Consider the following 22327-nt stretch of genomic DNA (forward strand, 5'->3'; position numbering starts at 1 on the left):
TTTCTCATAGACTTAAATTCCTCCAAAAACTTCTGAACTAAAAACAGTCACCAGAGGTTTTTCTTGCTCACACTTTCCCTTAGTTTTACTCTATGGATTTCAAGCTTACTTCTGACTTTGTACCTACCGGTGACCAACCTACTGCCATCAAGGCCTTAACCGAAGGTGTCAATGCAGGAGAGGCCAGCCAAGTGCTCTTGGGGGTTACAGGTTCAGGTAAAACCTTTACTGTAGCCAACCTTATTCAGGAAGTACAAAAGCCTACTTTAATCTTAAGCCATAACAAAACTTTGGCCGCCCAACTTTACGGAGAATTCAAGCAATTCTTTCCAGACAATGCGGTAGAGTATTTCATTTCTTACTATGATTATTACCAACCAGAAGCCTTTATTCCAGGCAGCAACCTTTTTATAGAAAAAGACCTTTCTATTAATGAAGAAATTGAAAAGCTAAGATTGAGTGCTACCTCCGCCTTACTTACAGGCCGAAGAGATGTGATTGTGGTGGCTTCAGTTTCCTGCATTTACGGTATTGGAAACCCAGAAGAGTTTGGTAAAAATGTAATTACACTCCAAGTCGGTGACAGTATTTCGCGCAATAAACTCCTTTTTGCTTTTGTAGATATTCTTTACAGCAGAACAGAAGCGGAGTTCAAGCGGGGCACATTCCGCGTAAAAGGCGACACGGTAGATATCTTCATTGCTTATGGCGATTTCGCTTTTCGAATTTACTTCTGGGGCGATGAAATTGAAGCCATTCAAATGATTGACCCGATGTCAGGAATGAAGATATCGGACGAAAAAATTATCACCATTTTCCCTGCTAACCTTTTTGTTACGGGCAAGGATGTATTGAATCAGGCCATTCTTGAAATTCAAGATGATTTGGTGGAACGTCTCCACCAGTTTGAAGACGATGGCAAATTCTTAGAAGCCAAAAGGCTGAAAGAACGCACTGAATTCGACCTAGAAATGATGCGCGAATTGGGCTATTGTTCTGGTGTAGAAAACTATTCCCGCTATTTCGACAGACGAGAAAGAGGCCAAAGACCTTTCTGTTTGCTCGATTATTTTCCAGAAGATTTCTTGATGGTCATTGACGAAAGTCACGTAACGCTACCACAGGTGCGTGCGATGTGGGGTGGCGATAGATCTAGAAAAGAAAACTTAGTGGAGTATGGTTTCAGATTGCCATCAGCCATGGATAACCGCCCACTAAAATTTGACGAATTCGAAGGTTTGGCCAAGCAAACAGTTTACGTCAGTGCTACGCCAGCCGATTATGAGCTCAACCTCACTCAAGGCGAAGTAGTAGAACAGGTTATTAGACCAACAGGTTTATTAGACCCAATTATTGAGGTACGACCAAGCCCTAACCAAATCGATGATATTCTAGAAGAAATTGACATTCGTGTGAAGAAAAATGAGCGCGTACTCATTACCACTTTAACCAAGAGAATGGCCGAAGAGCTTTCTAAATATTTGGAAAGGGCCAATGTAAAAGTCCGCTATATCCACTCAGAAGTGACCACCCTAGACAGGGTTGAAATTCTGCGTGACCTAAGGCTCGGTGTTTTCGATGTGTTGGTAGGCGTAAACTTACTAAGGGAAGGGCTTGATTTACCAGAAGTTTCATTGGTCGCAATTTTAGATGCGGACAAGGAAGGTTTTCTACGAAATGAACGCTCCTTGGTACAAACCATTGGCCGTGCCGCCCGAAACCAAAATGGCATGGTGATCATGTATGCAGACCGAACCACGGTTTCTATGCAGCGTGCCATTGACGAAACCCGAAGAAGAAGAGCCATACAGCAAGCCTACAATGAAGAGAACGGCATTACGCCAACGACCATCCACAAATCGAAAGAGGACATTAGAAATCAAACTTCGGTGGCCGATTCCAGAAAGCAGAAAAAGAACTACTATTCGGAAAACGAAAGTATTTCTATAGCCGCAGATCCTGTTGTGGCTTATATGAGCAAAGAAGGGATGGAAAAAATGATCCTCAAAACCCAAAAGTCGATGGAGAAAGCCGCCAAAGACCTCGACTTTATCGAAGCGGCCAGACTGCGTGATGAACTAGCTGAATTGAAGGAGTTATTAAGAAAAAAACAATCACATTAACTGCCCTTTCTCTGTCTCCAAAAATATTTCCGTCCTTCTGCTGTGACCTTTTCTAAAAGCTGCGTCAAATGGCTCAAACACAGAAAATAAAACATGAAACAGCAAATTATCATTGGAGTATTCATCTTGACATTGTTCAGTTGCTCTAATGAAAAAGAGAAAGAAGTATTGATGAGTGAAAACTCAAGTTTGGTTGCCAAATTAGATAGTCTTTCATCAGAACTAAAAAGCAATCAAAAGGCATCGGCAACATTAATGCAAGCCATGACCTTATTGGATTCAATTGATTTAGGCAGAAAAATGCTCAGAGTAACTTTAGAGAACAGCGACTCTCAAGAGGATTTCATTGCTCATTTAACTGAATTGAAATCTTATATAGCGCAAACCTCTCTTCAGATTTCGAGTTTAGAAAAGTCATTAAAAAACTCGACAACCGCACAAAACACTTATGCGAATAGCTTAAAGAAATTGAAGGCTGATTTTGAGTTGCAAAAGAATGACATCGCGTTATTAGAAGCTCGATTAGATACTGAAACCAATAACAATCAAAAGTTGGTGGCATTGAATAACATTCAATCAGAAACGATTTTGAATCAAGATGAAATGATTGAAGCGAAAACAATGGAACTAGAACTTTTGGATCAGCAAATTTCAGCAATGAAATCGGCATTCAAAATTAGTGAGGCAGACTCCTATTTCACCAGAGGCGAAGCGTATGCACTAGCCGCACAGAGAACAAAACTGGCCCCTAGCAAGAAAAAAACCACCTACAAACAGGCTTTAGAAAACTATCAAAAAGCACTTGAATTAGGTAGAGAAGACGCAAAGCCGAAAATCGAGTTGATCGCTAAGAAATTACATTAATAGGTTTTGAATTTTTGTTTGAGAGAAAGGGGTGATCATAGCGATCACCCCTTTTTTATTTACCATGAATTTAAATCAATACAAATCTTTTCTGATTTTAGGGTTTTTTCTAAACCTATTTTTTCTTTCTTTACATGAATTTACTAAAAAGAGGTTCATTTTTAAACCTGTAATTAAAGAGAATGATTAGAAAACAGTGGATCCCAGGATTTACCATCTTAATACTGGTAGCAATCATTAGCATGTTCGATGTAGATAACGGAGAGGTTATTATCGATGCAAATATCAATGGAGCCGATACCGCCTGGATGCTTGCCGCAACTGGATTGGTATTACTTATGACCCCAGGACTTTCCTTTTTTTATGGGGGAATGGTGAACAAAAAGAATGTGATTTCTACTATGCTTCAAAGCTTTATCTGCATGGGAGTAATTACGCTGGTTTGGGTGGTTTTTGGCTTTAGCCTCGCTTTTGGCGACAGTATTGGAGGTATTTTTGGCAACCCTACTACGTTTGCCTTTTTCAAAGGGGTAGGCGGTGCCACTCAAGTAGATTTGGCTCCTACCATTCCATTTATCTTATTCGCCTTATTTCAAATGAAATTCGCCATCATCACCCCAGCCTTAATCACCGGGTCTTTTGCCGAAAGAGTGAGGTTCTCTAGCTTTTTACTTTTCATCATTCTTTTCAGCGTATTTATATATGCTCCTCTAGCGCATATGACCTGGCACCCTGACGGCTTCTTAAGGAAGTGGGGCGTTCTCGATTTTGCTGGAGGAACAGTTGTTCATATGTCTGCTGGTTTTGCTGCAATAGCCGCGGCCATCATTCTAGGCAAAAGAAAGGACCATGGAACTTCAGAGCACCAACCCGCCAACGTACCTTATGTCTTACTTGGTACAGGCCTCCTCTGGTTTGGTTGGTTTGGCTTTAATGCTGGCTCTGCTTTAGGTGCCAATGCCAGTGCCGCCATGGCCTTTGCCACAACCACTGTCGCTTCTGCAGCCGCTATGTTAGCTTGGGTATTCTACGATGCGTTAATGGGACGTAAAATTTCAGGAATGGGGGCTTCCATTGGAGCAGTTGTAGGCTTAGTTGCTATTACCCCTGCCGCAGGTTTTGTCACCGTTGGCCAAAGTGTTTTCATTGGTGTGGCTGGGGCGATTATATCCAATATTGTAGTTTACTACAAAAACAAAACTGGAATTGACGATACATTAGATGTCTTTCCATGCCACGGAGTGGGCGGAATTGTAGGCATGATTCTTACCGCGGTTTTCGCAAAGGATGTAGGCCTTATCTATGGAGAAACCACAACTTTCTTTCGCCATATAGCCACCATTTTTATGGTAGGCACATTTACCTTCGGAATGTCTTATGTGCTGTTTAAGTTAACCAACCTGATTATCCCCATGAGAGTAAGTATTGAAGATGAAGAAAGGGGTTTAGACTTAAGTCAGCACGGAGAAACTCTAGGTTAAAAAAATCAAAATTGAATCGATCGTCAACGAGTATATAGATTAGGTTACAATTTTTGTTTGCAAGAAAAAGGGGTGCCAAAAGCATCCCATTTTTGTTTTTATTCAATGGGCTCACCATTTAAAAACTATGGGTAGCAGGGGTCGCTACCCTTTCTTATATTATCCGTCTAATTCCCAATCTATGAACAACCCTCAACTCGATATCGATTTTGTTAGAAGTTACTTCCCTGCGCTTAGCAGTGGCTTTGTCTATATGGACAATGCCGGTGGTTCTCAAACCTTAAAACCTGTAGTCGATAAAATTTCGGAATACCTGCTGAATTACGATGTACAGCACGGAGCTTCCTATGAAATTTCGCGTATAGCAAAAGAAAAAGTTGATTTTGGGACGGCAGAAATGGCCAAACTCGTGAATGCCAAAGACCCAAAAGAAATTGTGATGGGGCCTTCCTCCACCATGATGTTTAGACTTTTGAGTCTTACGCTTTCAAAAGTATGGAAAGCCGGAGACGAGGTAATCACCACCAACTCTGAACATGAATCTAATTGTTCGCCTTGGACAGACCTACAAGAAAAAGGCATTGTGGTGAAAATTTGGGAGGTAAATCCTGAAAGCCTTGAATTAGAAATCGAAGATTTAAAGCAGCTGCTTTCAGTTAAAACGAAACTGGTAACCATGGTGCATGCTTCCAATATTTTGGGCACCATCAACCCAATTGCCGAAGTGGCCAAAGTGGTACATCAAGCTGGTGCGCTATTCTGTGTCGATGGCGTTGCCCTTGCTCCTCACCGCTTGGTGGATGTGCAGGCTTTGGATGTAGATTTCTATGTGTTCAGTTGCTATAAAGTGTATGGCCCACATTGCGCGCTCATGTATGGAAAGCTGGACGTTCTTGAAGCCATGGCAGGCATTAACCACCACTTTATTAAGGAAGTGCCCTATAAACTTCAACCCGGCAATAAGAATTTTGAACTGACCTACAGCATGGCTGGACTGACGGAATATTTGAGAAGCGTTCACGACCATCATTATCCAAATGACACCAAAGCGGATGACCAGATAAAATTTCAGAAAAGCTTCGATTTGTTTGCTGCCCATGAAGAAGCGCTGGCCAATCGCTTTATGGATTTCCTAAAAACTAAAGACTCGGTTACCATTCTTGGCGTGCAAAATGGGGATCAGAAAAGAAGAGTCTCCACCATTGCTTTTCATCATGACAGTTTAAAAAGCGAAGCCATCGTAAAGCAAGTTGACCCACACCGCATTGGTATTCGATTCGGTGATTTTTATGCCAAAAAATTAGTGCAATCCCTCAACTTAGAAGCCAAGGGCGGCCCAGTACGCGTAAGTTTTGTGCATTACAATACACTGGAAGAAGTGGATAGGTTGATTGGGGTTTTGGAGAAGGTTTTATAGTATTTGTTTTGCCACTACAAAACAAAAAAACCACCCCTTTGCAGAGGTGGTTTTGAACTCATCAAGATTTTAGAATCTTACTTCCCTTCGTTGTATCTTCTGGTTACTTCGTCCCAGTTAATTACGTTAAAGAAAGCGCTAATATAATCAGGTCTTCTGTTTTGGTAGTGCAAATAATAAGCGTGTTCCCAAACATCAAGACCCAAAATTGGCTTTCCGCCACAGCCTACATTTGGCATCATTGGATTGTCTTGGTTAGGAGAAGAGCAAACCTCTACTTTACCACCAGAGTGAACGCAAAGCCATGCCCAACCAGAACCAAATCTTGTCGCTGCTGCTTTTGAGAAAGTATCTTTAAAGCCATCGAAAGAACCAAAAGCTGAATCGATAGCTGCGGCTAAATCGCCAGAAGGCTTACCTCCACCGTTTGGAGACATTACTGTCCAAAAAAGATCGTGGTTATAGTAACCACCACCGTTATTTCTTACTGCTGCATTGTCAGTATGGTTGGCCAAAAGCTCTTCAATACTTTTGCCCGCCATTTCAGTACCTTCAATTGCTGCGTTCAGGTTGTTGGTATAACCTGCATGATGTTTATCGTGATGGATTTCCATCGTTCTTGCATCCACGTGCGGCTCAAGCGCGTCAAATGCATATGGTAAATCTGGAAGTTTAAATGCCATGTTTATTTATGATTATAGTTGAACAAAAATTTATGGTCTCAATTTAGAGAAAAACGATTTCATAAGCGCTTCACTCTCTACTTCTAACAAGCCTCCTACCACTTCTGTTTTAGGATGTAGCAAGTTTCTCTCATGAATGCTGTATCCTCTTCGAATATCCCTGGCTCCGTACACCAATTTGCCGAGTTGCGCCCAATATTGAGCTCCGGCACACATGACGCAAGGCTCTAACGTAACATACAAAGTGCACTCTTTCAAGTATTTTGCCCCCAAATAATTAAAGGCCGAAGTCAAAGCCAGCATTTCTGCATGGGCAGTAACATCATTCAATTGCTCCGTTTGATTATACGCTCGGGCAATAATTCGTTTTTCAGCGACTACCACCGCTCCAACAGGAACTTCTCCCCTGTCGAAAGCCATTTGGGCTTGCTTTAAAGCCTCACCCATGAAAAACTCGTCTTTATGTACTGATAGTTCCAAAGTTCAAACGTTTTATTTACCCAAGGGGCTATTGAAAGCGAAAATCTTTTCAGAATAAGTAAAGATTAAAAGTCTCTTTCGATTGAAGCCTAATATTAGCCCCATTTGCTAAAACAATTACTAAATTTGCGGCTCAATTTTACGAAAGCATACCATGTTAAGAACGCATACCTGTGGCGAATTAAGAGAAAGCAATAGCAACGAGCAAGTTACACTTTGTGGTTGGGTACAGCGGTCGCGCGATAAAGGCGGCCTCATGTGGACCGACTTAAGAGACCGTTACGGTATTACTCAGCTTTCTTTTGAAGAAGGAAGTACCCCTGCTGAAGTGTTGGAAACGGCCAGAAAACTCGGGCGTGAATTTGTTGTGAAAGCAACAGGAACCGTGGTAGAACGCTATTCAAAAAACGATAATATCCCTACAGGAGGCATCGAAATTAAGGTAGAAAGCTTAGAGATTTTGAATGGCTCAAAAGTACCTCCATTCATTATTGAAGACGACACCGATGGCGGTGAAGAGCTCAGAATGAAATACCGCTACTTGGATTTACGTAGAAACGCGGTGCGCAGCAAGCTGCAATTGCGCTCTAAATTGGCCATGGCCGTTCGTAATTACTTAACCGAACAAGACTTTATTGAGGTTGAAACGCCTGTTTTGATCAAGTCTACGCCAGAAGGAGCTCGTGACTTTGTGGTGCCTTCTAGGATGAACCAAGGTGAGTTTTATGCGCTGCCACAATCGCCACAAACCTTTAAGCAATTACTGATGGTTTCTGGTTTCGACAGGTATTTCCAAATCGTAAAATGTTTTAGAGATGAAGACCTTAGGGCCGATCGTCAACCTGAGTTTACTCAAATAGACTGCGAAATGTCTTTCGTAAATCAAGAAGACATTCTGAATACTTTTGAAGGCATGACCCGCCATATGTTCTCTGCCGTAAGAGGTGTAGAATTGGGCGACTTCCCTCACATGACTTATGCCGATGCCATGCGCAAATACGGAAACGACAAACCCGACATTCGTTTTGGGATGGAGTTTGTTGAACTGAATGAGCTGGCACAAAACAAAGGCTTTAGCATTTTCGATCAGGCCGAATTGGTACTTGGAATTTGTGCAGAAGGTTGTGCCGAATACACCCGTAAGCAATTAGATGCCCTTACTGATTACGTGAAAAGACCACAAATTGGCGCCAAAGGTTTGGTGTATGTAAAGTGCAATACCGATGGCACTTTCAAATCTTCAGTAGATAAATTCTATTCTCAAGAAGACTTAAAAGCTTGGGCAGACAAAGCGGACGCAAAAGCTGGCGACTTAATTTTGGTACTTAGCGGAACCACCAACGAAACCCGCAAGCAAATGAGCGAATTACGTTTGCACATGGGTAAAGAATTAGGCTTACGCGATAAAAACACTTTCCAACCACTTTGGGTAATCGACTTCCCGCTATTGGAATGGGATGAAGAAACTAAGCGTTTCCATGCCATGCACCACCCGTTCACTTCGCCAAAGGCGGAAGACATGGCTCTGCTCGATACCGACCCAGGAAAAGTAAGGGCCAATGCTTACGATTTGGTCATCAATGGTGTTGAAATTGGCGGTGGTTCTATCAGAATTCACGACCGCGCTACGCAGCAATTGATGTTTAAACACTTAGGCTTTACAGAGGACGAAGCCAAAGCCCAGTTCGGCTTTTTAATGGATGCATTTGAGTATGGTGCGCCTCCGCACGGTGGAATTGCCTTCGGTTTCGATAGACTTTGCGCCATGTTTGGTGGTTCAGACAGTATCAGAGATTACATTGCTTTCCCTAAAAACACTTCGGGCCGTGATGTAATGATCGACTCACCATCTACCATTGATGAAACACAACTCAAAGAGTTAGGGATAAATTTGAGATAAGCCGTTTACTTAAAACTTAGTTTTAAGATTTGGCCGTAGCGTTAAATTCGTAAATTCGGGCGCGTCTAAAAACTGATGAAAACAAAGCTTACAAAAAAATTCTACATGCGTATTAGCCTAGCGATATCCACGCTACTCTGGCTAATTATGACGCTGTTGGATGTTTTGCAGGTTTTAGCGGTAAGGAGCGATGTGGATTTAGGTATTTCTCCAACTGTCTCTGTCCTTATAATGGACTTCTTTTTTGTCTTTGTGGTATTGTTTTACCGCCTTAGAATTACAAAAGTAGAAAGTACAGACTTCATCGATTATCTCTGGCGAGTATTTGCCATTGGCCTTATTGCTACATTAGTTTCACTTGCCCTTGGCCTGTTCAACAACTCCATTGCTGATTCGGCACTGGCCAATAATCCATTTTTAGAGGAGGTGTTGTATAGTATCCGCTTCGGATTAATTTCCGTATTCCTCATTTCTACTTTTACGGTGTGGAAAAAGCTCATTCTGTACCAAAAATCTAAAAGACTGGTCATCTGGTGGAATGTTTTTGAAGGCGTGATATTGCTTTCTATATTTTTCAATCTCACAGGCACGGAACTACAAACCAGTGATTTATTTAAAGTTCTTTTCGGTGTAATTACCCTAATGGCGTTAATCCTATCAGCCAATTTAAAGTGGGTGGCTTTTCTCAACTTTAAGCAAAAGTGGAAAAGTATTTTGCTCATTCTACTCATCACCATTTACCTTGGTTATTTCTTTACCTCTATTTATGTTCCAGGAGAAGAAACAATGGATACCTTAAAATCCATAGACAATCTCTTTATTGTTTCGCTGTTTGTCTTCTTACTTTTCTATAGCATTTTCTCACTTTTGGTGATCCTCTTTAACCTTCCAACCTCCTCTGTTTTCGAGAAAAAAATGGAAGAGGCAATCAACTTCCAGCGCCTGAGCCAATCCATTCAACAAGGAGAAAATGAAAATCAGATTTTCGACATTCTGTTAACCAGCTCCATGAGCGCTGTATATGCTGATGCTGGTTGGCTAGAAATTGAGCGCAACAAACAAGGTGCAGAAGAATCAGAAATCAGAAGAAAAAACCTTAGCCCTACAAACCGGCTTGAGGTAGTAGAGCAAATAAAGGTGAGCAAGCAAAAATATGTGCTAAAAAACCCGCTTTCAAAAGCCACAGAGCAAGACCAAACGCTTATCTTATTTAAGAAATCCAATTTCAGATCCGTACTTATTGTTCCCTTGATCATTCAAGAAAAAGTAGCGGGTCACATGTACTTGCTCAATGAACTCAGTGATGGCTTTAACAAAGAGATGATTAACATCATCAATACTTTTGCCAGCCAGGCCAGTATTTCCATTGAAAACTTCCGCCTTTTGGGCGAAGCCTTAGAAAACGAACGATACAAAAAGGAGCTCAACATTGCCAAAAAGGTACAGCGTGCACTTTTACCTGTAAACCTCGATCACGATGATTCTTTTCAGATTCATGCCTTTACCCAAGCACCAGATGAAGTGGGAGGTGACTATTATGACACCTTCAAACTGAGCGAGCATAAGTTTGCGGTGGTCATTGGAGATGTTTCAGGAAAAGGTACCTCGGCAGCTTTCCACATGTCGCAAATGAAGGGCATTTTTCAGAGCTTGGTCCAGTTAGACCTTGCCCCTGACGAATTTTTGGTCAAAGCCAATAAGGCTTTGAGTGGCTGTTTAGAGAAAACTTCATTCATTACCCTTTCTTACTTTGTCATCGATACCGAGCGTAAATCGGTTGAATATTCAAGAGCAGGCCACTGCCCTACTCTTTACTACTCCAGTCAAAACTCGAGTGCCGAATTTCTTGAAAATAAGGGTTTAGGATTGGGAATTCTACGTAACGACAGCTTCAAAAACTATGTGTTCGTCAATAAAATGACTTTCCAGAAAGATGACGTCATAGTACTGTATACCGATGGCATTTCAGAAGCCTCTAACCATTCTGGCGAGGAATTTGGTTATGACAGAATGAAAAAGATATTGACGGACAACGCACAGTTCGATGCCGTTTCAATTCAAAAGACATTTATTAAAAAACTCTTTGAGTTTTGTGAGGATAAAAATTTAAATGATGACTACACTATGGTGGTGATCAAGTTCAAATAAAGAACGTATAAAAGCTTATGTTAGAGATTGTACAGACCAACGAAAACAATTACATCTCCATTGCCGTAACAGGAGATGCAGATGCCAGTTCTTCCATCAAGTTGGACAAAGGGCTCCGATCGGCTTTTGACGAAAGCCACAGTAACATTATAATAGATTGTACTAACCTTAACTATATTTCTTCCGCTGGATTGGGTGTATTCATGTCCTACATCGAAGAAATAAATCAAACCAACATCACCTTTATTATCTATGGCCTATCCGAAAAAGTGCTCAAAGTTTTTGGCATCCTCGGCCTAGACCAATTGCTTATACTTAAAGATACAAAGGAAGAAGCTTTAGCAGAGATAAATGGCTTATAGTTTTAACATACCCTACAGCAAAAATAAACTCAGGTTGATGCGCAAGTTCGTAACCGAAGTGTTACACGAGCATTCAGTCCCTGATATTGAAACCAATATGATGGTATTGGCGGTGGATGAGGTATGTGCAAATATTATTATCCATGGCCAATGTTCGGACCTTGAAGATTACGTGAAAATTTCTATCAGCTTTAATAAAGAAGGTGTTTGGTTCGACATTATTGACAAAGGAGCCGCTTTTGACATTATAAAATACAACGAGCCAATTTTAGGTGATTTAATTCGAACCAAACAAAAAGGAGGCGTGGGTATTATGTTGGTGAAGAAAATCATGGACAAAATAGAGTTTGATTCAAGCCCGAATCAAAACACTTTGCGCTTATTCAAAAGAGTGACTTTCCAAAAGTAGCCATACCATGCGTTTCTTAGTATTATTGATTTTCGGTTTATATACTATTGCTCCAGCATTAGCTTTCCAGGACAAGGCTAATGTAGCTCAGATTAATGGAGTCCCTATTTCCAAAGCTGAATTTCTCTATGCTTTCCAAAAAAACCAAAAGGAAAATACGCCAATCGTTTACGATTCGCTTCAAAAATATTTAACCCAATACATCGATTTCAAACTCAAGGTATTGGCTGCCGAAAAAGCTGGAATTGATGCTTCTCAAACTTTTAAAGACGAGTACAGCGGATACATCGCTCAAATTCAAAAACCTTATTTCCAAAACCCTGTATCAGAAGAGAGCCTTATTTTAGAAGTCTACGATCGACTGAAGTATGAAGTGAATGCTTCACATATTCTGATCCGCATAGCCAATGATTCCAACCCAATGGATACGCTCGCGGCCTATCAAAAAACCGACAGCCTAAGAATCTTAGCTGTAAGCGGAGTTGATTTTGCCCTTTTGGCTAAAAACAACTCACAAGATGGATCGGCTAAAGATGGTGGAAGCCTAGGTTGGTTTACTGCCATGGCCATGGTTTACCCCTTTGAAAATGGTGCTTACGAAACTCCTGTTGGTGGAATTTCCAAAATCATCCGTTCGCAATTCGGCTATCATATTATTAAAACAAATGATAAAAGACCAGCCAAAGGCCGAGTGAAAACATCTCATATTTTCTTGACTAAAAATGGGCGTTCAAGAGAAAGCGGAAACCAGTTGATCCAAACCATTTACGATTCCATTCAAAATGGTGGTGACTGGAAGGCCCTCTGCAAACAATATACGGACGATAGTCAAACCCAACTCAATGGTGGGTCTCTTCCTTTTGTAGGCACAGGAGAACTTCCAGATGAGTTCATGAAGGCAGCCTATAGTATAGAAACCCTAGGTGATATAGCCCCTCCTTTAGAAGCCTCGTACGGCTGGCACATTATCCGTCTCGATGCAGTAGAACAAATGCCCTCATTAGAAGAATTGAGACCAAAGATTTCTGAGAACATAAGGCGTTCGGGTAGAAATCAATTATCGCAAGAGATGCTAGTCAATAAACTAAAGCATGAAAACGGCTTTGAACAGGATTTACCTAGACTTCAGAATACCATTGCTCAAATTGCAGCAGTGGGTTTGCCGAATATAGATTTAGCTAATTTATCTACCCAAACCATTTTCAAAATTGGGGAGAAAGAAGTGCCCTACTCCGACTTTTTTAATTCATTAGGAAACGCTAATCAGATTACCTTGACCTCAGTATGGAATCGATATAAGCTTTTTGAACGAGAACAAATCATTCTGCATGAAGACAGCCTTGCACCACAAAAATATCCAGAATACGGGTTTTTACTGAATGAGTACAAGGAAGGGTTAATGCTTTTCGAAGTTATGGAAAAAGAGGTCTGGAATAAAGCCGTGGAAGACAGTATTGGCCTCAATACTTTTTTCAATACGAACAAAAAGAACTATGCAGCCCCAGAAAGAGCCTCCGTATGGGTAATTGAATCTGCCAATTCTGAAAACCTCGATAAGGTGCTAAGCACTTTTAAATGGGACAAGAATATGTCCTTTGAGAATGCGTTAAAGGCTCAGCTTGATCCTCAAGTATTTAGTGCGTTAAAAATTGCTAAAAGAACATATCAACGAGAGGATTTGCCTAATTTCGCACAAAACTGGAAAGAACAGGCTCTTTTTAGTCAACCCACTGAAAAGCGAGTTTACGCCATTGAAGAGATAATCCCTAAGGGTATATATCGTTTAGAGGAGATAAAAGGCCTTGTCATGGCAGATTATCAGGATTGGTTGGAAAAAGATTGGATCAAATCTTTAAGAAAGGCCAATAAAATTGAGATTGATACTAAAGTATTGAAGCAAATCGCTTCTGATGAAAAAAGGTAAATACTACATATTGCTAATCACTTTACTCGCTGCTAGCTCTTGCGAGTTCCTTGGTATGGAGTCAGAAGGCAATGTAGATAATACAGAAAACCTTGTGGCCAGGGTCGGAAATACCTTTTTATACAAAACCGACATTAGTGACTTAACGGACGCAAGTATATCTTCTGAAGATAGCGCAAGAATAACCGAACGTTTTATTGACAATTGGATTAAAAAAGAACTGTTTGTTAGAGAAGCAAGTAGCAACAGCAAAATTGATCAGACAGAAATTCAAAGAAAAGTAGAGGCCTATCGCTACACACTCATTTCTTATGAATACCAGAAATTAATGGTGGAGCAACAGCTCAGTAGAGAAGTTAGCGAAGAAGAAATAAGGCAATACTACGGTGATAATATTGAGAATTTTCAGCTTAGACAGAATATTTTAAGAGGCCGGTATTTAAAAATCTTGCAAGCGGCACAAAAAAAGGCAGATGTAAGAAGGTGGATGAAGTCTGACAGACCAGAAGACTTAGAGTCACTTAAATCCTACGGGTTTCAGTTTGCAAGTGATTTCTCTTTGCAAGATTCTACATGGATTAACTTTGATGATCTCATCAAAAACTCACCCTTTTCCACCATTGAAAATAAGATTCAGTTTCTCAGAAGAAACCGATATGTTGAAGAATCAGATTCTCTATATCTTTACCTTTTCAGAATTCATGAATTTAAGCTGTCCGAGCAGGTTTCTCCATTGGAGTATGTTAAGGAAGACATTAAAAATATTATAATTAACAAGCGTAAGGTAGAGATTGCCAAGAGTCTGGAGAATAAAGTTTATGAAAGAGCAAAAAGAAATGAGGACTACGAGATATATAAATAGAGGATTGACGGCAATACTGTTTACAGTACTTTCACTCAACTTAACTTTTGGGCAAGAAATAGTCGATAAGATTGTGGCCAAAGTTGACAATCACATTATTCTTAAAAGTGAAATTGAACAGGCCTATGCCGGCTTTTTATCCAGCGGTGAAGCGGCAAATTTTACAGGTGATGCCCGTTGTTATATTTTAGAACAAATCATCGAAACCAAACTTATGCTGGCCATGTCTGAATTAGATTCAGTGGATGTCGATGCCGGAAGAGTGGATTATGAACTCCAAATGAGAATGCAAAATATTATTGCACAAGTGGGTTCAGAACGTGCTATTCAAGAAGCCTATGGAAAATCTATCGATCAATTGATGGAAGAGTTAAGACCTAATATTGAAGAGCAGTTAAAAATAGGAGCACAAGAAGAAAACATCTTGAGTTCGGTAACCGTAACTCCTGCCGAAATTCGAAAGTTTTTCAATAATATCCCAAAAGACAGCTTGCCACTTTTCAATACTGAATTTGAAATAGGTACCATTATTAAAAAGCCTGTGCCAAACGAAGCTGAAGTACAGAAGGTAAAAGATCAGCTGATGAAAATCAGAGAAAGGGCCATGAAAGGAGAGAATTTTGAGGTTTTGGCTATTGAAAATTCTCAAGGACCATCTGGCCCAGACGGAGGAAATTTAGGCATGGCAAAAAGAGGGCAATTTGATCCTTCCTATGAGGCTGGTGCATTAGCATTAAAACCAGGAGAAATCTCAATGCCAATAGTTTCATCATTCGGAATACACCTTATTCAGTTGATAGAAAAACGAGGAAATGAATTCAATTCACGCCACATCCTTATTACCCCTAAGCCTACACAGCAAGACATTCAAAAAACTTCTGATCTATTGGACAGCCTTAGAACCCTTATTTTATCCGACAGTATAACTTTTGCCGCTACAGCGAAACAATATTCCGATGATGAAGGTACAAAGGTAAATGGTGGCTTTTTGAGCGGTCAGTTTGGAACAAACAGAATCCCATCAGATGCCTTAGATCCGACCATGTTTTTTATCATTGATGAAATGAAAGAGGGAGATATCTCCAAGCCTGAAATCATTGACATGCCGGATGGTTCAAAGGCGGTTCAAATCATATATTACAAATCTAAAATAGGGCCTCACAAGGCCAATATGACGGATGATTATGAAAAATTAAAAGCGGCTACTTTAGGAATGAAAAAGGCTCAAAAAAGAAGTGAGTATATTAAAGAAAAAATGAAAGAGGTTTACGTGATGGTTGACCCAGAGTTCAATCGTTGCGGAATAACGAATAATTAATAGGAATGGAAGAAATAAAGTCGGAAGTAGCCCTTGCAAATAAGTTTTTTGAGGATTTCAATATTCTTAAAAAGGAAATCTCAAAAATAATAATTGGTCAAGATGAAGTAGTTAATCTACTTTTGACTTCAATTTTCTGCCAGGGTCACAGCCTCTTGGTCGGAGTTCCTGGCTTGGCTAAAACTTTGTTGATCAGTACAATTTCTTCTGCCTTAGACCTGAAATTCAATAGGATTCAGTTTACTCCAGATTTAATGCCTTCAGACATTTTGGGTGCTGAAACGTTGGATAAGGACAGAAATTTCAAATTTATTCAAGGCCCAATCTTTGCCAACATCATTTTGGCAGATGAGATTAACAGAACTCCCCCTAAAACACAGGCTGCCTTGTTAGAGGCCATGCAAGAGTATGCGGTTACGGTTGCTGGCCAAACCATCCCTTTACAGAAACCATTCTTTGTATTGGCTACGCAAAACCCAATTGAGCAGGAAGGAACCTATCCTCTGCCAGAAGCTCAGCTAGACCGTTTTTTGTTCAATATCCAACTGACATACCCGTCATTTGCTTCAGAAGTAGACATTGTAAAAGGTACAACTACTGATGAACAAAAAGTGGTTAATAAAATACTCGGTGCCGAAGAAGTACTGGCTTACCAACACTTGGTACGTAGGGTGCCCGTTGCTGATAACGTAATAGAATACGCAGTTAACCTCGTACACAAAACTAGAGTTGAATCAGAAAGAGCTCCAGCCATTACAAAAGAGTACGTGGAATGGGGTGCAGGACCAAGAGCCTCCCAGAATTTGATTATTGCTGCCAAATGCAATGCCTTACTGAACAACAAATATTCACCTGATATTGAAGATGTAAAGGCCGTTTCGAAACCAATTCTACGTCATAGAATCGTGAGAAACTTTAAGGCAGAAGCCGAAGGTATCACCATCGACAAATTGATTGAAGAATTACTTTAAGCCGAGTAATCGTAAAAGCCCTTTCCAGATTTACGTCCATTATGACCAGCATCTACCTTTTGCTCTTGAATGCGTGAAGGTCTAAATTTTGGATCTTGATGAAATGCGTTGAACATTGACGTGGTGACTGAGAAATTAGTGTCTACACCAATTAAATCCATCAACCTAAAAGGCCCCATTTTAAAACCAGAAGCTTCTACCAGTCGATCAATCCCTTTAACATCAGAGACGCCCTCTTCCAGTACTTTTAATCCTTCAACGTAGAAATTACGTGCCACTCGGTTAACAATAAAGCCGGGCGCATCTTTTGCCATAACTGGCACTTTCCCCAATTGCTTAGCCAGTTCAAAAACGGTATTTGAAGTATCATCTGAAGTGGACACGCCAGAAATCACCTCTACCAATTTCATGATGTGGGCAGGATTAAAAAAGTGCATTCCTACAAAGCGTTCTGGGTGCTTCAAGTCTCTAGCAATTCTTGTAATTGGAATTGATGATGTATTTGAAGCCAAAATGGTCTTCTCCGAATTCAGGTTTTCCAATTTCCCAAACAGCTCCTTCTTTACATCAAGCCTTTCTACTATTGCCTCAATAATGATGTCTGCCCTAAGCTGCTCAAAATCGGTGCTAAAAGTGATATTGGAAAGTGATTGATCCCTTTCCTGAACGGTTACCTTACCACGTTCAATTCCCTTCTCGAGGTTCTTTTCAATATTTAGTTTGGCCTGATTTAAAGCTGTAGCTTGAAAGTCGTATAACACAACGCTATAACCAGCTAAAGCAGAAATCTGAGCAATTCCTTGCCCCATAGTTCCAGCCCCTACTACTCCAACTTTCTTAATGTCTTGTAATTTCATCATAGCGAATTGAATTGCTTTAAAAAGCGAATGTCGTTTTCTGTAAACAATCGTAAATCTTTAATGCCATACCGTAGCATGGTAATACGTTCGATACCCATTCCAAAGGCAAAGCCCGAATATACAGAAGGATCTATTCCACAGCTCTCCAATACATTTGGATCGACCATTCCAGCACCACCGATTTCTACCCAGCCACTGTATTTGCAAATGTTACAACCCTCGCCATGGCATATCTGACAAGAGATATCAATTTCGGCACTAGGCTCTGTGAAAGGGAAGTATGATGGCCTAAAGCGCACCTGAGTCTCCTTGGTATACATCTCCTTAGCGAAATGATAAAGCGTTTGCTTTAAGTCGGCAAACGAAACGCCCTTGTCAATGTATAAGCCTTCCATTTGATGAAATACACAGTGAGCCCTAGCTGAAATCGCCTCGTTTCTGAATACCCTTCCTGGAGAAAGTGTTCTGATTGGAGGTTTTTCATTTTCCATCACCCTGATCTGCACTGATGAAGTATGTGTTCTTAAAGCGATGTCGGGATTCTTCTCTAAAAAGAAAGTATCCTGCATTTCTCTCGCTGGGTGATTTTCGGGAAAGTTCAGTGCAGTGAAGTTATGCCAGTCATCTTCAATTTCTGGCCCCGAAGAAACATTAAATCCAATTCTCTCAAATATCTCTATGAACCTTTGGCGTGTAGCCGTTAAAGGATGAATTGTTCCAAACTGACTTTCAATAGGTGGCAAAGTAAGGTCTGGGTGATCTTCCGATTTTTTAGCGCCCGATTTCAAATTATCAATATGGAATTGAAAACGATTTTCAGCCAAGTTTTTCAAAGCATTTACATCCTGACCATAAGCTTTTCTTTCTTCAGCAGGCACAGTCTTCATGTTACCGAAAAGCTCTCCAATAACGCTTTTACGGCTTATGAACCTCATCCTAAAAGCTTCAAGCTCAACATCAGAGCTTACCACAGAGGCTTCTACTTCTTTCTTAATTTCTTCGATCGAATTCGACATATTGCGTTAGTATTTCGATACAAAAATAGGGTTTGATATTAATTAATCCCTCTAAGCTTCTAAATTTGTGCTTATGCAGAATATCCTTGTTACAGGTGGTGCGGGTTATATTGGTTCACATACAGTGGTTGAGCTCCATAATGCGGGTTATAACCCTATTATAGTCGATAATTTATCTAATTCTAGAATGTCAGTTTTAAATGGGCTTAAGAATATTACGGGTAAAGACTTTACTTTTTATCAAATTGACTGTAATAACAAAGAAGCTTTTAGACAAGTTTTTAAAACAAATGAGATTTCAGGCGTAATACACTTCGCTGCATATAAAGCAGTTGGAGAATCGGTCGCAAAGCCTTTAGACTATTACGAAAACAATGTAGGCTCGCTAATGACCCTTATTCGTTTAATGAAGGAAGAAAGCGTTGAAAAACTAATATTCTCTTCATCCTGTACGGTTTATGGACAACCTGACCAACTCCCTGTAACAGAGCAAAGTCCTAAGAAAACAGCAGAGTCCCCATACGGGAACACAAAACAGGTCTGTGAAGAAATCATTGAAGACATATCAATTTCAGACAAATCATTTAGAGCCATTGCCTTGCGTTACTTTAATCCTGTTGGGGCACATCCATCCTCCGAGATTGGGGAATTACCTTTAGGCATCCCAAATAATTTGGTGCCATTTATTACGCAAACTGCGGCAGGCTGGAGAGAAGAGCTTACCGTATTTGGGGATAATTATGATACTGAAGATGGCTCTTGCGTTAGAGATTACATTCACGTTGTAGATTTGGCCAAAGCCCATGTCAAAAGCTTAGAGTACTTAACACTCCATTCAAATTTATCTTTCGATATCTTCAATATTGGAACAGGCAGAGGCAACACCGTTTTGGAAATGGTAAATACTTTCGAGGAGGTTTCTGGGGTTAAGTTAAACTACAAGGTGGGTGAAAGAAGAAATGGAGATATAGAAAAAATCTATGCTGATGTCACCAAGTCTACCGAGACCCTTGGTTGGCAGACCGAAAAGTCATTGAAGGATTCACTAAAAGACTCTTGGAATTGGCAAAAAACATTAACTAAAGATATTTGATACTTATCTAATATAAGTTAACGCTCATCTGAGAAATCGATGCATTCATCTAATTTCAATTAATAGGACCCTTATTTATCAAACCTTTGTCAAAAAATAATAAGTAATGAAGATAGCAGTAGTAGGAACTGGTTATGTAGGTTTAGTTACAGGAACATGTTTTGCCGAAGTAGGTATTGACGTAGCTTGTATTGATATTGATCAAAAGAAAATTGACGGCCTTAAAGAAGGCATAATGCCTATATATGAGCCTGGTTTGGAAACCATGGTAAAAAAGAATTATGAAAAAGGTCGTTTACATTTCTCTACAAATTTAGCCGAAAGCATTCAGGGTTGTGAAACTGCTTTTATTGCAGTAGGAACTCCTCCAGGTGAAGACGGAAGTGCAGACTTAAAATATGTTTTGGCCGTAGCCAGGTCAATTGGTGAAAATATGAATAACTACATGGTAGTAGTTACCAAAAGTACTGTACCAGTAGGAACAGCTCAAAAAGTAAAAAAAGAAGTAGCAGATGCTTTAAAAAGAAGAGGAGTAGATATCCCTTTTGATGTTGCCTCCAACCCCGAGTTCTTAAAAGAAGGTGCTGCTATTGCCGATTTCTTAAAGCCCGATCGAATCGTTGTGGGTGTAGAGTCAGAAAAAGCTGAAGAAATGATGAAAAAGCTCTATAAGCCTTTTCTTCTTAACGGACACCCTACCATTTTCATGGACGTACCATCGGCTGAAATGACTAAGTATGCAGCAAACTCGATGCTTGCAACAAAAATTAGCTTCATGAACGACATTGCTAACCTCTGTGAGATCATGGGTGCCGATGTAAACATGGTGCGTAAAGGTATAGGCAGTGATAATCGAATTGGAAATAAGTTTATTTACCCAGGTGTAGGTTACGGAGGATCTTGCTTCCCTAAGGATGTCAAAGCCCTAATTAAAACAGCGGAAGATAATGGCTATACCATGTCCGTTTTAAAGGCAGTAGAAGAAGTAAATGAACGTCAGAAATCTGTAATGGTAACCAAGGTTAAATCTCACTTTGGAACTGACCTAACTGGCAAAACATTCGCAGTATGGGGACTTTCTTTTAAACCTAAAACTGATGATATGAGGGAAGCACCTTCTATTGTAATCATCAATGCATTATTGGAGATGGGTGCCAAAATAAAAGTTTATGACCCAATTGCAATGGCGGAAGCTAAACACGACCTGAAAGACACTGTTACTTACGCAAAAGATGAATATGACACGCTTATCGATGTAGATGCGTTGCTTTTGGTAACGGAATGGCCGGAATTCAGAGTTCCAAACTTTGATGTTGTGGCAAGATTGATGAAATCAAAAGTAATTTTTGATGGAAGAAATATTTACGACAAGGAAGAAGTTAAAAGTCTTGGTTTCGATTACTACGGCATAGGTATATAATTATGAAAAGAGTTTTAATTACAGGCGCGGCTGGGTTTCTTGGTTCTCATTTATGTGATCGTTTTATAAAAGAAGGATATCACGTAATTGGCATGGATAACCTCATTACTGGTCACTTATCCAATATTGAGCACCTTATGCCTCTAGAACAATTTGAGTTTCATCACCATGATGTTTCAAAATTTGTTCATGTAGCAGGTAAACTCGACTATATCCTTCACTTCGCCTCTCCTGCAAGCCCAATTGACTACCTGAAGATTCCGATTCAAACTTTGAAAGTGGGCTCTTTGGGTACTCATAACCTATTAGGCTTAGCTTTAAATAAGGGTGCTAGAATGCTTATTGCCTCAACTTCCGAAGTATATGGGGACCCGATGGTTCACCCCCAAACTGAAGAATACTATGGTAATGTAAACCCAGTTGGCCCAAGAGGTGTTTATGATGAAGCCAAAAGGTTTCAAGAAGCTATAACAATGGCTTACCACACTTATCATAAGTTAGAAACCCGAATCGTAAGGATATTCAATACCTACGGTCCACGTATGCGCCTGAATGATGGGCGTGTATTGCCAGCCTTTATTGGCCAAGCTTTGCGTGGTGAAGATTTGACGATCTTTGGAGATGGTTCTCAAACAAGATCTTTCTGCTATGTTGATGACTTGATAGAAGGAATTTATAGGCTTTTATTATCAGACTACGCACACCCAGTAAATATTGGCAACCCTGATGAAATTACAATTTCTCAATTTGCTGAAGAAATCATCAAATTAACAGGAACTCAGCAAAAGGTGATTTATAAACCTTTGCCAAAAGATGATCCAATGCAGCGACAACCGAACATTGACAAAGCCAGAGACATACTAGGATGGGAGCCTAAAATATCACGTGCTGAAGGATTAAAAATAACATACGATTATTTCAAGTCATTTTCAGAAGAAAAGCTTTTCGATAAAGATCACAAGAATTTTGACCACTATATAAAATAAGCCTACAACC

19 protein-coding genes are annotated in these 22327 nt (G+C 40.2%); 15 read left to right on the forward strand and 4 right to left on the reverse strand.

The genetic code is table 11. The annotated features are described in order from the left end of the window. Positions 1 to 92 precede the first annotated feature (92 nt). The 4 genes from uvrB (at position 93) to AWN68_RS05955 (ending at position 5885) form a co-directional block, all read left to right on the forward strand. Complete coding sequence (uvrB, locus tag AWN68_RS05940; RefSeq protein WP_068412716.1) at positions 93 to 2123, forward strand: excinuclease ABC subunit UvrB; 2031 nt, start codon at positions 93 to 95, stop codon at positions 2121 to 2123. Between the two features lie 93 nt (positions 2124 to 2216). Further along, entirely contained in the window at positions 2217 to 2987 is a 771-nt protein-coding gene (locus tag AWN68_RS05945; protein ID WP_068412718.1) for a hypothetical protein, read from the forward strand. A gap of 182 nt (positions 2988 to 3169) precedes the next feature. Further along, positions 3170 to 4468, forward strand: a complete 1299-nt coding sequence (locus tag AWN68_RS05950; RefSeq protein WP_068412720.1) for an ammonium transporter — start codon at positions 3170 to 3172, stop codon at positions 4466 to 4468. A gap of 181 nt (positions 4469 to 4649) precedes the next feature. Continuing rightward, positions 4650 to 5885 (forward strand): cysteine desulfurase-like protein, encoded by a 1236-nt coding sequence (locus tag AWN68_RS05955; RefSeq protein WP_068412722.1) that lies wholly within the window; start codon positions 4650 to 4652, stop codon positions 5883 to 5885. 77 nt (positions 5886 to 5962) lie between these two features. On the opposite strand, the gene AWN68_RS05960 is transcribed toward AWN68_RS05955, so the two are convergent. Beyond that, on the reverse strand, positions 5963 to 6568 hold the full coding sequence (locus tag AWN68_RS05960) for a superoxide dismutase (protein ID WP_068412724.1): 606 nt from the start codon (positions 6566 to 6568) through the stop codon (positions 5963 to 5965). Between the two features lie 30 nt (positions 6569 to 6598). Then, on the reverse strand, positions 6599 to 7048 hold the full coding sequence (locus AWN68_RS05965) for a nucleoside deaminase (RefSeq protein WP_245657963.1): 450 nt from the start codon (positions 7046 to 7048) through the stop codon (positions 6599 to 6601). Between the two features lie 154 nt (positions 7049 to 7202). Between AWN68_RS05965 and aspS the strand changes: the two genes are divergently transcribed. From aspS to AWN68_RS06005, 8 genes are all read left to right on the forward strand, one after another. Then, on the forward strand, positions 7203 to 8948 hold the full coding sequence (gene aspS / locus AWN68_RS05970) for an aspartate--tRNA ligase (protein WP_068412733.1): 1746 nt from the start codon (positions 7203 to 7205) through the stop codon (positions 8946 to 8948). A 105-nt stretch (positions 8949 to 9053) separates the two neighbouring features. Beyond that, positions 9054 to 11096, forward strand: coding sequence for a GAF domain-containing SpoIIE family protein phosphatase (locus AWN68_RS05975; protein WP_172796039.1), 2043 nt, complete (start codon positions 9054 to 9056; stop codon positions 11094 to 11096). A 17-nt stretch (positions 11097 to 11113) separates the two neighbouring features. Next, a complete protein-coding gene (locus AWN68_RS05980) occupies positions 11114 to 11458 on the forward strand; it encodes an STAS domain-containing protein (protein WP_068412737.1) in 345 nt (114 codons plus the stop codon). Beyond that, positions 11448 to 11867 carry an ATP-binding protein gene (locus AWN68_RS05985; protein ID WP_084362776.1) on the forward strand — a complete coding sequence of 140 codons (420 nt, stop codon included), beginning with the start codon at positions 11448 to 11450 and terminating at the stop codon, positions 11865 to 11867. Before AWN68_RS05980 ends, AWN68_RS05985 begins: the two co-directional genes overlap by 11 nt. A gap of 7 nt (positions 11868 to 11874) precedes the next feature. Then, positions 11875 to 13791 (forward strand): peptidylprolyl isomerase, encoded by a 1917-nt coding sequence (locus AWN68_RS05990; protein WP_068412741.1) that lies wholly within the window; start codon positions 11875 to 11877, stop codon positions 13789 to 13791. After that, the gene (locus AWN68_RS05995) at positions 13778 to 14653 is read left to right on the forward strand and encodes a peptidylprolyl isomerase (protein ID WP_068412743.1); all 876 of its coding nucleotides are present in this window, start codon (positions 13778 to 13780) and stop codon (positions 14651 to 14653) included. Before AWN68_RS05990 ends, AWN68_RS05995 begins: the two co-directional genes overlap by 14 nt. After that, positions 14610 to 15971, forward strand: a complete 1362-nt coding sequence (locus tag AWN68_RS06000; RefSeq protein WP_068412746.1) for a peptidylprolyl isomerase — start codon at positions 14610 to 14612, stop codon at positions 15969 to 15971. Before AWN68_RS05995 ends, AWN68_RS06000 begins: the two co-directional genes overlap by 44 nt. A gap of 5 nt (positions 15972 to 15976) precedes the next feature. Beyond that, positions 15977 to 16942, forward strand: coding sequence for an AAA family ATPase (locus tag AWN68_RS06005; protein ID WP_068412747.1), 966 nt, complete (start codon positions 15977 to 15979; stop codon positions 16940 to 16942). Here AWN68_RS06005 and AWN68_RS06010 read toward each other — a convergent pair. Then, positions 16939 to 17802, reverse strand: a complete 864-nt coding sequence (locus tag AWN68_RS06010; RefSeq protein ID WP_317038918.1) for a 3-hydroxyacyl-CoA dehydrogenase NAD-binding domain-containing protein — start codon at positions 17800 to 17802, stop codon at positions 16939 to 16941. The two genes, AWN68_RS06005 and AWN68_RS06010, sit on opposite strands and share 4 nt — an antisense overlap. Beyond that, a complete protein-coding gene (gene pheS / locus AWN68_RS06015; protein ID WP_068412748.1) occupies positions 17799 to 18818 on the reverse strand; it encodes a phenylalanine--tRNA ligase subunit alpha in 1020 nt (339 codons plus the stop codon). Before pheS ends, AWN68_RS06010 begins: the two co-directional genes overlap by 4 nt. A 73-nt stretch (positions 18819 to 18891) precedes the next feature. Between pheS and galE the strand changes: the two genes are divergently transcribed. The 3 genes from galE to AWN68_RS06030 all read left to right on the forward strand — a co-directional run bounded on the left by galE (position 18892) and on the right by AWN68_RS06030 (position 22317). Then, positions 18892 to 19911: a UDP-glucose 4-epimerase GalE gene (galE, locus tag AWN68_RS06020; protein WP_068412750.1), complete on the forward strand. Its 1020-nt coding sequence runs from the start codon at positions 18892 to 18894 to the stop codon at positions 19909 to 19911. Between the two features lie 106 nt (positions 19912 to 20017). Beyond that, on the forward strand, positions 20018 to 21331 hold the full coding sequence (locus tag AWN68_RS06025; protein ID WP_068412751.1) for a UDP-glucose dehydrogenase family protein: 1314 nt from the start codon (positions 20018 to 20020) through the stop codon (positions 21329 to 21331). A 2-nt stretch (positions 21332 to 21333) separates the two neighbouring features. Then, the gene (locus AWN68_RS06030) at positions 21334 to 22317 is read left to right on the forward strand and encodes a UDP-glucuronic acid decarboxylase family protein (protein WP_068412752.1); all 984 of its coding nucleotides are present in this window, start codon (positions 21334 to 21336) and stop codon (positions 22315 to 22317) included. The last annotated feature ends 10 nt before the right edge of the window (positions 22318 to 22327 follow it).

The organism is Roseivirga echinicomitans (assembly GCF_001592935.1).
Taxonomy (GTDB): domain Bacteria; phylum Bacteroidota; class Bacteroidia; order Cytophagales; family Cyclobacteriaceae; genus Roseivirga; species Roseivirga echinicomitans.

Coding starts and splice junctions, on each gene's coding strand:
- uvrB (WP_068412716.1), top strand. CDS start 93: ATGGATTTCAAGCTTACTTCTGACTTTGTACCTACCGGTGACCAACCT.
- AWN68_RS05945 (WP_068412718.1), top strand. CDS start 2,217: ATGAAACAGCAAATTATCATTGGAGTATTCATCTTGACATTGTTCAGT.
- AWN68_RS05950 (WP_068412720.1), top strand. CDS start 3,170: ATGATTAGAAAACAGTGGATCCCAGGATTTACCATCTTAATACTGGTA.
- AWN68_RS05955 (WP_068412722.1), top strand. CDS start 4,650: ATGAACAACCCTCAACTCGATATCGATTTTGTTAGAAGTTACTTCCCT.
- AWN68_RS05960 (WP_068412724.1), bottom strand. CDS start 6,568: ATGGCATTTAAACTTCCAGATTTACCATATGCATTTGACGCGCTTGAG.
- aspS (WP_068412733.1), top strand. CDS start 7,203: ATGTTAAGAACGCATACCTGTGGCGAATTAAGAGAAAGCAATAGCAAC.
- AWN68_RS05975 (WP_172796039.1), top strand. CDS start 9,054: ATGCGTATTAGCCTAGCGATATCCACGCTACTCTGGCTAATTATGACG.
- AWN68_RS05980 (WP_068412737.1), top strand. CDS start 11,114: ATGTTAGAGATTGTACAGACCAACGAAAACAATTACATCTCCATTGCC.
- AWN68_RS05985 (WP_084362776.1), top strand. CDS start 11,448: ATGGCTTATAGTTTTAACATACCCTACAGCAAAAATAAACTCAGGTTG.
- AWN68_RS05990 (WP_068412741.1), top strand. CDS start 11,875: ATGCGTTTCTTAGTATTATTGATTTTCGGTTTATATACTATTGCTCCA.
- AWN68_RS05995 (WP_068412743.1), top strand. CDS start 13,778: ATGAAAAAAGGTAAATACTACATATTGCTAATCACTTTACTCGCTGCT.
- AWN68_RS06000 (WP_068412746.1), top strand. CDS start 14,610: ATGAAAGAGCAAAAAGAAATGAGGACTACGAGATATATAAATAGAGGA.
- AWN68_RS06005 (WP_068412747.1), top strand. CDS start 15,977: ATGGAAGAAATAAAGTCGGAAGTAGCCCTTGCAAATAAGTTTTTTGAG.
- AWN68_RS06010 (WP_317038918.1), bottom strand. CDS start 17,802: ATGATGAAATTACAAGACATTAAGAAAGTTGGAGTAGTAGGGGCTGGA.
- pheS (WP_068412748.1), bottom strand. CDS start 18,818: ATGTCGAATTCGATCGAAGAAATTAAGAAAGAAGTAGAAGCCTCTGTG.
- galE (WP_068412750.1), top strand. CDS start 18,892: ATGCAGAATATCCTTGTTACAGGTGGTGCGGGTTATATTGGTTCACAT.
- AWN68_RS06025 (WP_068412751.1), top strand. CDS start 20,018: ATGAAGATAGCAGTAGTAGGAACTGGTTATGTAGGTTTAGTTACAGGA.
- AWN68_RS06030 (WP_068412752.1), top strand. CDS start 21,334: ATGAAAAGAGTTTTAATTACAGGCGCGGCTGGGTTTCTTGGTTCTCAT.